At 57.7% G+C, this 14,543-nt stretch carries 15 protein-coding genes; 7 read left to right on the top strand and 8 right to left on the bottom strand.

Annotation, left to right across the window (positions count from 1 at the left end; genetic code table 11):
* Positions 1-80 precede the first annotated feature (80 nt).
* The 3 genes from ACR0I1_RS18205 (at position 81) to ACR0I1_RS18195 (ending at position 2,650) form a co-directional block, all read left to right on the top strand.
* On the top strand, positions 81-395 hold the full coding sequence (locus ACR0I1_RS18205) for a hypothetical protein (RefSeq protein WP_170397881.1): 315 nt from the start codon (positions 81-83) through the stop codon (positions 393-395).
* A gap of 103 nt (positions 396-498) precedes the next feature.
* Positions 499-1,887 (top strand): adenosylhomocysteinase, encoded by a 1,389-nt coding sequence (ahcY, locus tag ACR0I1_RS18200; protein ID WP_480707475.1) that lies wholly within the window; start codon positions 499-501, stop codon positions 1,885-1,887.
* 13 nt (positions 1,888-1,900) lie between these two features.
* The gene (locus ACR0I1_RS18195) at positions 1,901-2,650 is read left to right on the top strand and encodes an extensin family protein (RefSeq protein ID WP_170566594.1); all 750 of its coding nucleotides are present in this window, start codon (positions 1,901-1,903) and stop codon (positions 2,648-2,650) included.
* Between the two features lie 4 nt (positions 2,651-2,654).
* Here ACR0I1_RS18195 and ACR0I1_RS18190 read toward each other — a convergent pair whose 3' ends face one another.
* The gene (locus ACR0I1_RS18190; protein ID WP_480707474.1) at positions 2,655-3,302 is read right to left on the bottom strand and encodes a DUF899 family protein; all 648 of its coding nucleotides are present in this window, start codon (positions 3,300-3,302) and stop codon (positions 2,655-2,657) included.
* A 191-nt stretch (positions 3,303-3,493) separates the two neighbouring features.
* Between ACR0I1_RS18190 and ACR0I1_RS18185 the strand changes: the two genes are divergently transcribed.
* A complete protein-coding gene (locus ACR0I1_RS18185) occupies positions 3,494-3,835 on the top strand; it encodes a DUF2853 family protein (RefSeq protein WP_170397892.1) in 342 nt (113 codons plus the stop codon).
* A gap of 222 nt (positions 3,836-4,057) precedes the next feature.
* Here ACR0I1_RS18185 and ACR0I1_RS18180 read toward each other — a convergent pair whose 3' ends face one another.
* From ACR0I1_RS18180 to tsaD, 4 genes are read right to left on the bottom strand one after another with little or no spacing between them, the layout of a single operon-like run.
* Positions 4,058-4,480 carry an EVE domain-containing protein gene (locus ACR0I1_RS18180; protein ID WP_170397911.1) on the bottom strand — a complete coding sequence of 141 codons (423 nt, stop codon included), beginning with the start codon at positions 4,478-4,480 and terminating at the stop codon, positions 4,058-4,060.
* Positions 4,480-4,749: a YciI family protein gene (locus ACR0I1_RS18175; RefSeq protein ID WP_170407946.1), complete on the bottom strand. Its 270-nt coding sequence runs from the start codon at positions 4,747-4,749 to the stop codon at positions 4,480-4,482. The genes ACR0I1_RS18180 and ACR0I1_RS18175 overlap by 1 nt, the downstream gene beginning before the upstream one ends.
* Position 4,750: 1 nt before the next feature.
* Positions 4,751-5,713: an NAD(P)H-dependent glycerol-3-phosphate dehydrogenase gene (locus tag ACR0I1_RS18170; RefSeq protein WP_223117335.1), complete on the bottom strand. Its 963-nt coding sequence runs from the start codon at positions 5,711-5,713 to the stop codon at positions 4,751-4,753.
* Positions 5,710-6,807 carry a tRNA (adenosine(37)-N6)-threonylcarbamoyltransferase complex transferase subunit TsaD gene (gene tsaD, locus ACR0I1_RS18165; protein ID WP_480707490.1) on the bottom strand — a complete coding sequence of 366 codons (1,098 nt, stop codon included), beginning with the start codon at positions 6,805-6,807 and terminating at the stop codon, positions 5,710-5,712. Before tsaD ends, ACR0I1_RS18170 begins: the two co-directional genes overlap by 4 nt.
* 97 nt (positions 6,808-6,904) lie before the next feature.
* Here tsaD and ACR0I1_RS18160 point away from each other — a divergent pair, with 97 nt between their 5' ends.
* The 3 genes from ACR0I1_RS18160 to ACR0I1_RS18150 are packed head-to-tail and all read left to right on the top strand — an operon-like array spanning position 6,905 to position 10,451.
* On the top strand, positions 6,905-7,618 hold the full coding sequence (locus ACR0I1_RS18160; RefSeq protein ID WP_170733777.1) for a uroporphyrinogen-III synthase: 714 nt from the start codon (positions 6,905-6,907) through the stop codon (positions 7,616-7,618).
* 54 nt (positions 7,619-7,672) lie between these two features.
* A complete protein-coding gene (locus ACR0I1_RS18155; RefSeq protein ID WP_480707473.1) occupies positions 7,673-8,929 on the top strand; it encodes a COG4223 family protein in 1,257 nt (418 codons plus the stop codon).
* A 10-nt stretch (positions 8,930-8,939) separates the two neighbouring features.
* Positions 8,940-10,451, top strand: a complete 1,512-nt coding sequence (locus tag ACR0I1_RS18150; protein WP_480707471.1) for a heme biosynthesis HemY N-terminal domain-containing protein — start codon at positions 8,940-8,942, stop codon at positions 10,449-10,451.
* 127 nt (positions 10,452-10,578) lie between these two features.
* Here the strand turns inward: ACR0I1_RS18150 and ACR0I1_RS18145 are convergent, their stop codons facing one another.
* Genes ACR0I1_RS18145 through ACR0I1_RS18135 form a run of 3 tightly spaced genes read right to left on the bottom strand, consistent with a single transcriptional unit; the run spans position 10,579 to position 14,329 of the window.
* The gene (locus ACR0I1_RS18145; protein ID WP_170425404.1) at positions 10,579-11,328 is read right to left on the bottom strand and encodes a PhnD/SsuA/transferrin family substrate-binding protein; all 750 of its coding nucleotides are present in this window, start codon (positions 11,326-11,328) and stop codon (positions 10,579-10,581) included.
* The gene (locus tag ACR0I1_RS18140; protein WP_170397932.1) at positions 11,325-11,942 is read right to left on the bottom strand and encodes a response regulator transcription factor; all 618 of its coding nucleotides are present in this window, start codon (positions 11,940-11,942) and stop codon (positions 11,325-11,327) included. Before ACR0I1_RS18140 ends, ACR0I1_RS18145 begins: the two co-directional genes overlap by 4 nt.
* A complete protein-coding gene (locus ACR0I1_RS18135; protein WP_480707470.1) occupies positions 11,939-14,329 on the bottom strand; it encodes an ATP-binding protein in 2,391 nt (796 codons plus the stop codon). Before ACR0I1_RS18135 ends, ACR0I1_RS18140 begins: the two co-directional genes overlap by 4 nt.
* Positions 14,330-14,543: the final 214 nt, after the last annotated feature.

Here is a 14,543-nt window from a genome sequence, read left to right as displayed (position 1 = left end):
GACATCAAGGACTGAGGGGGGTGCTGACTCCTCCCAGTTGCGCCCTCTCGAAACGAAACTCGTATCGAAAGGAGCTTGCTATGTTCAAGCGTTTGTTTGCAATAACCCTGACCTTCGGAATGGCCGCAACCGCGCCACCTGCCTTTGCCCAGAACTGCGCAGAGCGCGAGCACGTGATTACCAAACTGCAAGACAATTACTCCGAGGAATTAACCTTTGGCGGTCTTCAGAAATCACGTGGCGGGCAGACGGTCATGGAGGTTTGGACCTCGAAGGAAACGGGAAGTTATACCGTTTTGGTGACCCAGGCGAACGGCATGAGTTGTATTGTCGCCGTTGGCACTGATTTTTTTGAAGCGATCCCCAAAATCAAGGCAGAGGGTACGCCAAGCTGATATTTTGTCACCAGACTTCCTGTTTCCGGCCATCTTCATTGCCTCATCCCGCAAGGGATGCTAGTGGCACTTTGGACTGTGAATTGCCGGAGTGGAGTACCTGATGGCCGGGGACTATATCGTTAAAGACATTTCAATGGCCGAGTTTGGCCGCAAAGAGCTGAATATCGCTGAAACGGAAATGCCGGGGCTGATGTCCCTGCGCGCCGAATATGGCGAAAGCAAGCCGCTGAAAGGCGCGCGGATCGTCGGTTCACTGCATATGACCATCCAGACCGCCGTTCTGATCGAAACACTGGTGGCGCTGGGCGCTGATGTGCGCTGGGCGTCGTGCAACATCTTCTCAACGCAGGACCACGCGGCGGCGGCGATTGCCGAGGCTGGTATTCCCGTTTTTGCCATCAAGGGCCAGACGCTGGAAGAGCATTGGGATTATCTGGACAAATCCTTCCTGTTCGACGAAGGCCCCAACATGATCCTGGACGATGGCGGCGACGCGACGCTGTACATCCTGCTGGGTGCACGTGCCGAGGCAGGAGAGGACATTATCCCTGTTCCGGCTTCGGAAGAGGAAGAGGTGATCAAGAAGCAGATCGCCAAGCGCATGGCCGCGTCTCCGGGCTGGTTCACCAAAATGCGCGACCAGATCCAAGGCGTCTCTGAAGAAACCACCACCGGTGTAAACCGCCTGTATCAGCTGGTGAAAGACGGCCACCTGCCGTTCCCGGCGATCAACGTGAACGACTCGGTCACCAAGTCGAAATTCGACAACAAATACGGCTGCAAGGAATCGCTGGTTGACGGTATTCGCCGCGCCACCGACACCATGATGGCCGGTAAGGTTGCCGTGGTCTGCGGCTATGGTGACGTGGGCAAAGGCTCGGCGGCTTCGCTGCGTGGCGCAGGCGCCCGCGTGAAAGTGACTGAGGTCGACCCGATTTGCGCGCTGCAAGCGGCCATGGACGGGTTCGAAGTCACCCTTCTGGAAGACGAAGTCGCAAACGCCGATATCTTCATCACCACCACCGGCAACAAGGACGTGATCCGTATCGAGCACATGCGCGAGATGAAGGACATGGCCATCGTCGGTAACATCGGTCACTTCGACAACGAAATTCAGGTGGCCAGCCTGAAGAACCACAAGTGGACCAACATCAAAGAACAGGTGGACATGATCGAGATGCCCTCGGGCAACCGCATTATCCTGCTGTCCGAAGGTCGCTTGCTGAACCTTGGCAACGCCACCGGTCACCCCTCGTTCGTGATGTCGGCCTCTTTCACCAACCAAGTCCTGGCCCAGATCGAGCTGTTCACCAAAGGCGATGAATACAAGAACGAAGTCTACATCCTGCCCAAGCATCTGGACGAAAAAGTTGCCCGTCTTCATCTGGACCGGATCGGCGTGAAGCTGACCCAGATGGACAGCGATCAGGCGGCCTATATCGGCGTAAAACCCGAAGGCCCCTACAAGCCGGAACACTACCGCTACTAAGTGCGAAAGACGCATGACCAAAGCTTCTAGACGCCGCCGAATCCTGCTTTCGGCGGCGTCTTTTCTTTTTGGCCTCTTAACGCTGTTGACCGTGTTGGGCGGCGGCGTTTGGTGGCTGCTTGCCCATCCCAATACACCTGTACCCCCGCACTGGAACCCTCTGCGTGATCTGACCGTGACGGCCCCGGTCACCCCGGTCACCCCTTACCAGTTGAACCGCGCACTGGCGGATGACGCTTTATGCCGTGCAGCCTTGGCCGAGGCTGGAGCTCGGTTTGATCCGCTGGACGATCTGGTGGTGGACCAGAATTGCGGAATCGAGGGACGCGGCCGGTTGTTCGGTCTGGTGAACGCCCGCGTCACTGCAGTCGAGACCCGGTGTGCCACAACTTTGCGGCTTGTCATGTGGGAACACCATGTTGTGCAACCCGCTGCGCAGCAACTACTGGGGACTTCCGTCAGCAGAATGCGCCAGATCGGCAGCTATAACTGCCGCCGGATGCGGACCGCGCAAGGACAAGACAATGGTTGGAGCAGTCACGCCACTGCGGACGCGATCGACATCGTCGGAATGGATCTCTCGGACGGGCGCAGCTTGAACCTGCTGGCTGACTGGGACGCTGACGGGCCCGAGGCCGATTTTCTGCGCCAGATATGGCGCGGAGCCTGTGACTGGTTCCGCGTGGTGCTTGGCCCTGACTACAACCGCTTACATGCCGATCACTTCCACCTGCAGGGGCCCGGCTGGGGCTACTGCCGATAGTACCTCAGCGTAGAGACGGGATAAAATCGCCGCGGCCCTGTGGCGTGAAATCCAGAACATTCCACAGTGGCCAAGCCGCATCCACGTGCCGGGGATGCCAATCGCTGGGTTCAAAGAACAGCTCGGAACTCCAGAAGTGATGAATGCCATCAGGGAGCTGTTGAAAGACATTTAAAATAGGAAGCTGATCACCCCCGTCGGTCTCGGCCAGATAGTCACGTTGGTAATTCGTCCCTAATGCTGAGTAGAGCGGCAGCGCATTCCAACCCATCTCATCCTTGAGCGCCGAGAGTTTTTCGGGCGTATTCTGCGCTACTACGGCAACCGAGGCGTTCTGTATGAGATGGTGGATCTGAGAGTTCAGCCCATCCAGAAACGCCGAACACATAGGGCAGGGGCGTTCCGCGTCGGGTCCGTACATCAGCGAATAGATAATCAGCGTATCCTTGTCGCCAAACAGCGACGACATAGGTGCACCCTCGCCTGCCAGATCTTGGAACGCATAATCGTTAGGGGTTTTGCCTCCGGTTGGAAGAGAACGGCGCAAGGCCGCGACCTCTTCAACCTTTGCTCGCAGGTCCCGCTCGGCGGATAGAAGTGCATTACGAGCTGACCGATATTCGGTGGTTTCATTCGGTAACGTTACGGGCATGGGGACCTCCGGGAATCATAATTAACAAAAATGTTAAATAATAAATCTGAAAAAATCAAATCACCGAGTCCCGCGAAGTTCAGCCTAGGGGGAAACCTTGTGATTTTTCCCTTTTGGGAATTCCGCCGACAAGGCTAGTCTCTCGTGCATCGGTAAAAAGTTCCGTGACAATGGATTAAGGAGATTGGGACATGGGCAAACGCGACGAATTGATCGCCAAATACGCTGAAGATCTAAAAGGCAAATGCGGGATGGACCCCGATATGGACCTGCTGACCAAGGTCACCATCGGTTGCGGTCCGGCGATCTATGACGCGGATGCGTCGACAGTGGCGGCCAGCCAGGAAGGCGAGCTTGAGACGGTCAAGAACAACTTCCTCATCAAAAAGCTGGGCCTGTCGGATGGTCCCGAACTGATGGAAGGGATTAACAAGGCCATGGAGACCTATGGCATGTCCGAGCGTAACAAGTACCGCGCTGTCGTCTATTACATGCTGACCAAGCATTTCGGCAAAGAATCGGTCTATAGCTGATCCAGCCAAGAACCATTTCAGCACCCGTCGGACTTACCGGCGGGTGTTTTGTATTTGATTGAAACTCTAAATACTTGGCGTTTGAAGCGCGGTTCTGAAATCGGCTAAGGTCAGGATATGACCAGGACGGTCAGAACCAATAGATTTCCGTATGCGTGTGGTGAGCTTGGGAGCACGCGGGGTAGGGAAGGTTCTGAAGTCGTCAGGGCCTTCCCTTTTCATTCAATCCGCCTCTGTCTCGCCCAAAGCGCAGATCAACTGCCATTCTGTATCGCTGACCGGCTGCACTGAAAGGCGTGAATTCTTGACCAGAACCATTTCACCCAAACGCTCATCCGCCTTGATCTGATCCAGTTTGACCGGAATTGTGAAAGACCGGACGGCTTTGATATCCACGCATTCCCAACGCTCATCATCGGTTGTGCTGTCGGGATGGGCCTCGGCACAGACTTCGACAATGCCGACAATCTCCTTGTCCTTTTGCGAGTGGTAGAAAAAACCCCGGTCACCAATCTGCATCTGACGCATGAAATTGCGGGCCTGGTAGTTGCGCACCCCATCCCATTCCTCGCCCGCGTCCCCCTTGCCGACCTGCTGATCCCAGCTCCAGGTCGAGGGTTCGGATTTGAACAGCCAATACGCCATCAGCCGATGACCTTTTTCCACGGGATCAATTCAACCGAGTCGAACAGGCCGGCCAGCGCGTAGGGGTCATTTGCGGCCCAGGCCTCAGCGGCGGCCAGATTCTCCACATCCAGAATGACCAGCGATCCGATCATCGCATCGCCGTCCAGTAACGGCCCGGCCTGCGCCACAACACCGGTTTCTTCAATGTAAGCCAGATGGGCCGTGCGGTTGTCCAGCCGGGTCTGTAGGGCACCAGCTTTATCCCGGGCGATCAGGGCGATGAGCATATTATTCCTCCTTGAGTGGGCGACCCAGCAGGGCCTGAATCGCGTCGGTGACACTGTAGGCACCGCTGCTGAGTTTCGCCACCGTTGCGCTGATGGGCATGTCTAACCCTTCGCTCGCTGCGATTTCGGACATGGCCTGCGCAGTGGCGACACCTTCGACGGTTGTCGTGGTGTCAAATGGCTTGTTTAGACCCAAACAAAGGCCAAAACGATAGTTTCGCGACAATTCGGATGAGCAGGTTAGAACCAGATCACCCAGCCCCGATAGCCCCATCAGCGTATCGGGCCGTGCCCCGCGCTGGGCGGCAAAGCGCTGCATCTCGGCAAATCCGCGCGTGATCAACGCAGCGCGGGCGCTATCGCCAAGCCCTGCACCAATGGCCGCGCCGCAACCAATAGCCATCACATTCTTTAGCGCTCCACCTAGCTCTGCCCCGATGGTATCGGCGGTACGATAAAGACGCAGATTGGCAGTTGTCAGCTCTTGCTGAAGCGCTTCACCCAGTTCGGCATCATCACAAGCCAGCGTCAACGCCGTAGGCAAACCGCGCGCGATATCATCGGCAAAGCTGGGGCCAGTCAGCAAGGCCGGAAGTGCGTCCGGAACGGTTTGACGGATGACTGCAATGGGACCCAGCCCCGTGGACAGTTCGATCCCCTTGCAGCAAGCCACCAAAACCTTGCCACCCAGTTCGCCGGTATATTGCGTCAACGCATCGCGCAGCTTTTGCATTGGGACGGCCAGTAACAACACATCGGATTGCGCCGCTTGTTCAAATTCAGCTGTCACTGAAACACTGGCGGGCAGTGTAACGCCCGGCAATCGTCGCGGGTTCTCGCGCCCGTGCCGCATCTGCGCTGCTTGCTCGGCATCTCGTGACCAGAGAGTTACAGGCCCATTGCCCGCCAAAGATATCGCCAGAGCGGTTCCAAATGCGCCAGAACCAAGGACGGCCACGCTCATGCCTTGGCCCCTTTTTTGCCGCTACCCAGCATTGCAGGGCTGGTTTGATCCAAGGGCCAGCGGGGCCGCGCCGTCAGGTCCAACCCATCTCGTGCACCGGTGCGGAATCGTTCCATACCCGCATAGGCGATCATTGCGGCATTATCAGTGCACAAAGCCAGCGGAGGGGCAGTAAATCGGGCGCCCATTTCCGCAGAAACAGTCTCTAATGCTGAGCGAATAGCGGAATTTGCTGCGACACCCCCGGCAACGGCAATAACCGGTTCTGACGGTGATGTCTCAAGATACTGGGCAATCGCGCGGCGGGTTTTCTCAGCTAAGGTATCAACAATAGCCTGCTGAAAACCGGCACACAGATCAGCGCGATCTTGTCGGGTCAGCCCCCCTTTTTCGGCTACGACCTTATCCCGCATCCGCATCAGCGCGGTCTTGAGTCCCGAAAAAGACAGGTCACATCCGGGGCGATCCAGAAGGGGCCGGGGAAAGCGGAAACGTTTGGCATCACCCGCGCGCGCCTCAGCCTCGACCGAGGGGCCACCGGGTTGCGGCAGACCCAACAGACGGGCGGTCTTGTCAAAGGCTTCTCCGGGGGCATCGTCGATCGTCCCCCCAAGGCGGGTGAACTGTTCCGGTCCATGAGCGATCAGATATTGGCAGTGACCACCCGAGACCAGCAGCATCAGGTAGGGAAAAGCAATCTCGTCGGTCAGTCTTGGTGTCAGCGCGTGCCCGGCCAAATGGTTCACCCCGATTAGCGGCAACCCGGTTGCTGCGCTTAGGCCCTTTGCGCACATCACGCCGGATATTACGCCGCCAATTAAGCCGGGACCTGCGGTGACAGCGATAGCGTCCAGATCATCTAAGCCAATTTCGGCCTGTGTTAGAGCCTGTTTGATGCAAATATCCAGCTTTTCCGCATGCGCACGCGCTGCGATCTCAGGCACAACGCCACCATAGGCGCTGTGCAACTCAGTCTGGCCATGCACCACGGATGACAGGATCTCGGCCCCTACGCCTGTGCCCTGCCGCACAACGGCGGCTGCGGTATCGTCGCAGCTGCTTTCCAGTCCAAGGACGGTAAGTGTTTGCACCATAGGCCTGATCCGTTGCATCATGATTGCCATGCGGGGTATCACCCCGCGCGGATGCAAACAATCCCAAGGCCGAAGGCGCCGACCGTTGTATTTGTTGATGACCCGCCCTCGCGCCGCCTCGGACAGGTTCGTTGCGCAACTGCCGGACCACATTCGGCCGCAAGTCGCGGTTATCCATTCACCCTTGTTAAAGATCGAACCGCTGGGTGTCATGGTTGAGTCCGATGATTCTGCTGGACTGATCTTTTCCTCGGCAAATGGCGTGAACGCCGCCGCCGTATTGAATGTGGAACGCAGCCTGCCCGCCTATTGCGTTGGTCCGGTGACCACGCAGGCAGCGCAGGCGGCAGGGTGGGATGCTCAGATGCTGGGTGCGACGGCCGAAGGGCTGGTGGCCAATCTGCTGAAACTCAAGCCAAACAGCCCGCTGCTGCATCTGCGCGGAGAACACAGCCGTGGCAACGTGGCCGCGCGTTTGACTGAATCCGGGCTGACCACCCGAGAACAGCCGATTTATCGACAGCAACTTCTGCCGCTGAGTGATGAGGCTTCCCACGCCGCCGAGGGTGATCAGCCCATCATCGCCCCGCTATTTTCACCCCGCACAGCGCGACAATTTGCCGATGTCTGGGCCGGATCTGCGCCTCTGTGGCTGGCCGCGATCAGCGAAGCCACAGCGGAACCCCTTAAAACACTGAGTTTCGAGCGGCTGAAGATCGCGGATGAACCGACCCCGGACAAAATGCAGAAAGCCGTGAAAAAACTCGTGAAACACGTGATGCGGGTTGAGAGCGCGCCGGGTGCAGATTAACTTGGGTTAGTCTGTTGTTCATGTGTTTTGGGAATCGATAAGGGGATTAACGCGGTGGCTGATAAGAAGAAACCCGATCAGGAACCGGTCGAAGACCCCAGCGTCGAAGAGGTGGCAGAGGCCGCCGAGACCGAAAGTGATGCAGTCTCGGATGAGAAATCCGTTGACGCGGATAACGCTGCGGACGAATTGACTTCCGAAGCCGAAGCCGAAGCCGAAGCCGAAGCCGAAGCCGAAGCCGAAGCCGAAGCCGAAGCCGAAGCCGAAGCCGAAGCCGAAGCCGAAGCCCTGAACAGGGCCGAGCCGACCGAAGAAAAGGTGATCGAACGCACAGTCGAAAAACGCGGTGGGTTTGTTCCGGCTTTGTTGGGCGGGGTTATTGCTGCAGGCCTCGGATTTGCTGTAGGCAACAGCGGGTTATTGTCTCAAGGAGCAGATAGCTCGGACGCAATTTCCGCACTCGAGTCGAAGCTGGCGGAACAATCCGATCAGATTGCCCAACTGACAAAAACTCTTGCTAAAGGCCCCGATGTCTCGGGCTTGTCAGATCAGATCAAGGCGTTGTCGGATAAGCTTGCTCCGGTCGAAAGCGATCTGACTGCCGTGAAGAGCAGTGTTGATGGCCTGACCGGTAAGGTCGACCCGCTTGAGGAACGCCTGACCGCGCTTGAGAAGCAGCCGCTTGAAGCAAATGTCTCGCCCGAGGCCACAGCCGCGTTCGAGGCAGAATTGAAGAAACTACAGGATTCTCTGGCCGCTCAGCGTAGCGAAGTGGAAAAGATGGTCTCAGACGCGCAGGCTTTAGAGGCTAAGGCTTCGGCCGAGGCGCGCGCGGCGACCAACGCTGCCATCCTGTCGCGTTTGCATGGTCAATTGGATGCCGGTCAACCCTATGAAGATTTGGTCTCTGAACTGAAAGCCGGTGGTGTCGATGTGCCCGATGCTTTGGCTGCATCTTCGAAGGACGGAGTTGAGACGCTTTCGGCGCTGCGCAGCTCGTTTGCCCCCGCAGCCCGCGCCGCACTGGCGGATGCCCGTGATGCCGATAAAGGCACAGGCTTGGTTGCTTTCTTGCAGCGCCAGACAGGCGCGCGGTCGGTGACCCCGCAAGAGGGCGACGATCCGGACGCGGTCCTGTCGCGTGCTCAGGCAGCGTTGGCAGATGGTGATGTCTCAAAGGCGCTGACCGAATTGAAATCCCTGCCCGAAGCGGCACAAACCGCATTGGCGGATTGGGAGCAGGCGGCGCAGACACGGGCCTCTGCCGTCGAGGCCGCAAACACGCTTGCTTCAAGCCTGAACTCGAACTGAAGGACCTGCCATGCTGTGGTCATTGTTAAAGATCCTTGTTTTTGTTGCGATTATCGGCCTGCTGGCCATGGGTGCTGGGTTCTTGCTGGAATCATCCGGCGGCGTGCAGATCACCGTCGCAGGCACCGAATACACACTGGGCCCGCTGCAATCAGTGATCGCGCTGGGCGTGCTGGTGTTTGCGGTCTGGTTGTTCTTCAAGCTGCTTACGCTGCTGATCGCCACGCTGAAATTCCTAAACGGTGATGAAACCGCCCTTTCACGTTATTTCGATCGCAGTCGGGAAAAGCGGGGATATCAGGCGCTGGCGGACGGGTTGATGGCGCTGGCCTCGGGTGAGGGGCGCGTGGCGATGACCAAGGCCAATAAGGCCGAGAAGCTGCTGAACAATCCGGAACTGACCAATTTGCTGGTGGCGCAGGCAGCCGAGATGACCGGTGATACCAAGAAAGCGTCCGAGACTTACAAGAAGCTGGTCACCAACAACGCCACGCGATTTGTCGGTGTGCGCGGGATCATGAAGCAAAAGCTGGCCGAAGGCGATGATGAAACCGCGCGCAAGCTGGCCGAGAAGGCTCTGGCCCTCAAACCCCGGCATGAAGAAACGCAGGATGTGCTGTTGAACCTGCAGACCAAAGCGCAGGATTGGGCCGGTGCGCGGTCCACGTTGACCTCGAAGCTGAAGGCCGGGTATTTGCCGCGCGACGTGTTCAAACGGCGCGACGCAGTCCTGGCTTTGTCCGAGGCCAAAGTGCTGCTGGACGACACGGCGACGGTCGAACAGCAGGAACATGCGATTGAGGCAAACCGCCTTTCACCCGATCTTGTCCCAGCAGCCGCCATGGCCGCGCGCGCCTATATCGAAAAGGGCAAACCGCGTGCAGCCACCAAGATTCTGAAAAAGGCGTGGGAAGTACAGCCTCACCCTGATCTGGCCCATGCCTTTGCCGAGATTGTGCCAGACGAAACACCTGAACAGCGGATCAAGCGGTTCACCGCTTTGACCCGCGTTCATTCAGAGAATATGGAAACACGCCTGATTTTGGCCGAGCTGAACATCGTAGCCGAAGACTTCCCCGAAGCGCGACGCGCGCTGGGTGATGTTGTTGAAAAGCAGGGGGATGCACGGGCCTACACGCTGATGGCTGCGATTGAACGGGGCGAGGGCGCCTCGGACGCGGTGGTTCAGGGTTGGCTGGCCAAGGCGTTGAACGCACCGCGCGGGCCGCAATGGGTCTGCACCAATTGCCACGACATTCAGCCTGAATGGGGACCGGTGTGCCAGAACTGCGGCAGCTTCGATACGCTCAGCTGGCAGACGCCTCAGACGCCCGAGATTGCTAGTGCGACGGGTGTGCACATGCTGCCTCTGATCGTTGGCGCGCTTGAGGATCAATCAGAGGCTGAAGAGGCAGAGGAACCTGAAGAAAGTGCTGAAGAGTCACTTGAAGAGCCGGTCGAAGAGGACTTGATCGAGGGAAAGGCCGAGCCGGTCACGGAGGAAGTCGCGCGACAGACCTAACGCGCGGTCTCGGCGTTGAAAGCGTCGTTCCGCAGCTTAAACAACCCGGCCCACCGATTTTGATCAAGGGCGACCAAAGCCATTATGTGCTATCGGCTGTCGTCGGCGACACCGGCACACAAGACGACTAAACCGATCCCGGCGGGTTCTGCACGTCCAGATAACGTTCGGCCGAAATCCTCACGAGACCTTTGATCCCCAAGGCAGTACGATCCGCGTCATCCAACTGCGCAATTGCCCGTTCAACCGCTGTAAAAATCGCTTGCTGATCGTTACCCTCCGCAGTGATCAATGGCAGGCTAGGGGTCGGGTCCGTCCACTCCAACACCCGCAGAGATGCGGCAAACTCTTCATACTCAGCCATCAATCGCCAAGAAACCGCATCAAGGGCGGCGATATCTGCGTGACCTTCCGCAACGGCATGCGCCGACTTCAGGTGACCTTCGGTTTGCACACGGTGCTTGAACCAGAAGCCATGCGGCTCAAGATGCCAATAAGGCGCGGCGTAGCCAGATTGCGAAAATGTCTGGTTGTAAGCGAACACCGCTTCCCGAAACGCCATCAGATTTGTGCGTGGATCATCGGCGCGCACGACCAGAGCGCTGCGGTAATAGCCGGGCGGGCACCCGTCGAGACCATAGTCTGGCGTGCCAACCAACGCGACCTTATCGTGCAGCCATGTCCGGTACGGCATGCCGCAAGTCTGGCTCAGCACCAGTTCCGGGTGCTGCCAGACCGAAAATTCCTCGGCGTCCTGCGACAGATGCTCAGGGCTCTCGATCCCGGCGCGGTTCAGATTGTCACGGATGAGGTTCCAGTATCGCAGATGTGCCTCATCAAGCTGAGGGCGGGCATACATCATCAGGCTTGCGATCATTGCATCTGCCCGAATAGTTCATACAGCTCTATCGTGGTTTTCACGCCGACCTTTTGCTGTATGCGCCCGCGATGAATTTCTACTGTGCGGGGGCTGATACCCAAGGCAGTTGCGATCTCTTTGCTCGACGTGCGCGCGGGGTGGGTCAGAATATGTTGCAAGACCTGCTCCTCGCGGTCGGTCAAAAGTCTGCGCTTGTCCGCAAGCATCTGACGTCGCGATTTCTCGGCGCGCAGACGGTCGCCTATTTCAAACGCGGCCTGTATCCGTTCGATCAGCACCTGCAGGTCAAAGGGTTTTTCCAGAAAATCAATTGCACCCGCCTTGGTGGCCCGCACGGATTCCGGAATGCCGCCATGACCCGAGATGAAAATGACCGGTATGGTCGACTCGCGCCGGTTCAGATGTTCCTGCAATTCCAGCCCGTCCATGCCGGGCATGCCATAGTCCAGGATCAGGCAACCTTTTGCGTCCTCATGCACCTGATTCAGAAATGTCTGCGCATCAGCAAAATGCTCGACCCTTAGTCCGCGTTTGCTGAGCGAACGTGATAAGGCGACGCGCACATCTTCATCGTCATCGACGATATAGACGACCAGCGGCTCAAAGGTCATGCGTGATCCTCCTTGGGCTGATCGCGGCGCTGCAGGGTGAAACAGAAGCGCGCCCCGGACGTCTCAGTAGGCTCGTGCCAAATGGCTCCGTCATTGGCTTTGACGATGGTCCGACAAATGGACAGGCCCAGCCCCATCCCGTCGGTCTTCTGGGTGTCAAACGAGTTGAACAAGGTGACACCATCGCTAATCCCGGGCCCGTTATCCTCAACCCGCACCTCGACCAGTTCATCGCTGGTCTTTGTAGTGATGGTGATTTTACCCTTGCCATCCGGATCGAGGGCCAGTGCATCGATTGCGTTGCGCAACAGGTTAACCAGTACCTGCGCGATCTGTGTCCGGTTTCCGATGACAAGAGGAAGGTCGGTTTCTTCATAAAGCAGCTTGATCTCGTGTAACTTCGCCTCGGCGTCCATCAGGCTGACGGTTTGCCGGATCAGCCCGTTCAGTTCAAACGGAGTCTGACGTCCGCGATCCTTACGCACCACATCACGCAGGGCGCGGATGATGTCGCCCGCACGGCGCGACTGGCGGTCGATATCCGAAAGGATTTCTATAACCTCAGGATCGGGATCGCCGATTTCATCCAGCGTGATCTTCGCGGCGTCGACATTATAGGAAATCGCGCTTAGCGGTTGGTTCAGCTCATGCGCCAGCCCCGAGGCCATCTCGCCCATCAGGTTGACCCGTGCCACATGGGACAGATCGCGGCTGAGGCGGCTTACTTCATCCTCGGCCTGCTTTCGATCGCTGACGTTGTCGATAATGGCAACCGCATGATCAGGGGTCCCGCTTTCATCGCGGATCAGAATGGCATTGACCCGCAACCAGATGGGGGATCCGTCTTTTCGAATAAACTGGTTCTCGGCGATGAACTCGGAATCCTGCAGAAGGGTTTCGCGAAACTTGACCGCGATCTGCTGTTCATCTTCCGGCAGGATGTCGGCCAGCGTCATCTTCTCCAATTCATCCGGCTGATATCCCATGATATCGCACAGCTGTTCGTTGGTCCGCAGAAACCGCCCCGTTTCGGGCGAGATCTGCGCCATCCCGCGCGAGGCCAGATCGAAGGTGCGGCCATAGGCGGTTTCGAACCGTTGCCGTTGCCGAACTTCCTGAGTCAGAGCCGCACCGGTATCTTCCAGCTCGCGATAGGGGCTGTGCAGGCCTTCTTCGGTGGTGATCTCTCCGCTGCGCAATTGCTGGCTCTGGCTGGCGAAGGTGCGCACAGGGGCATAGATCCGGTCGGCCATGGCCAAACCAATTGCGCCCGTCAGAATGGCAATGGCAAGCGCGATCCAGACGCCTTGCGTCCGGTTCTTCTTGATCTCGCCAATAAAGTTGTCCTCGGCCGCATAAAGCCCGATCAACCAACGCAGCCCCGGCTCGGACACCTCGATCAGCATCGCCACATAGTCCTGACCGTTCAGCTGGAAATCGGTATGAACCGGTCCTTCCGTGTCGCTCAGACCGGTTTGCACGACATCTCCGAACGCCTTTTGCGCGATGGGGTCTGCGATTTGGTCCACACGCGTCAGCTCGGGCGCTTCCATATGTGCTTCCTGCCGGATCAGCACCAGCGTTGGATGCGCCAGCACCGCGCCATTTTCGTTCAGAACCAGCGCGGCACCGCGTCGTTCCGACCAGATGTCCAGCAGGAATCCCGACAGGGCGTCGATCTGGATATCGACACCCAAAATGGCACGGATAGCTCCGGTATCGTCCAATATGGGGACACTATAAGTGATCCCCGGCTGGCGCGTGGTGAAGAAGATATAAGGCTCTGTCCAGATCGGTGCTTTGGCTTCGGTCACCATTCTGAACCAGGGCCGGGTGCGCGCCTCATAGGTGTCAGTCTGGGTAGTGGCCGTTTCCAGCAATGTGAACTGATCGTTGCGCCATTGGAAATCGGCGGGATGTTCCGCGGTGCCGGGCAGGAATGGCGGAACGAACTTGGTGCGATAGCGTCCGGGCTCTTCCGCGCGCATGACATAGACAAACCTGCCCGTCGCATCGGCCAGATACATCCCTGCGAGTTGAGGCGCGACCTGTAGCTGCTGAAAAAAATGGCTTTCCAATACGCCAGGATCGCTGATATCCAGTACGTCATTTTCAGCAAGTCGCCGAGTTGCATCCAAGGCCTGCCGGGCGGGGTTCAGAAAACTTTTGACTTGGCCGATGACATTGACACTGACTTCGTTCAGCGATGTTCGGGATTGCCGCAACAGCGCGTTCTCCGAGCTGACAAAGGTCGACAGGATCACCGAAAGGATGGCGATGAACTGCAGCCCGCCCAAACACAGCGCAAGCGTGGCGCGCAGCGATCTTCGCCTGCGGGCTGGCTCAGTGTGGTCCTGGCGTATTTCTTGTTGCCCTGCGTAGTTCAATTCTTGTCCAAACGACCTTCTGCACGGGTCGGTATCACAGTCACAGAATGTGATCAGTTACCCTCTTTCCCCTATATCTGAATCCAAGCCTATACGTAATCTACCGTATAGACACCTGCTGTTTGGTTTCGCTTTCCTCTTTATCATCGGGGGGCCTGATTCCAGTGCGATTTTTTGTGTTGTGTTCTGAAAGGTTTCAGGCACCCCAACAGAT

The organism is Ruegeria sp. B11 (assembly GCF_056539785.1).
This window is presented reverse-complemented; position numbering and strand designations above follow the sequence as displayed.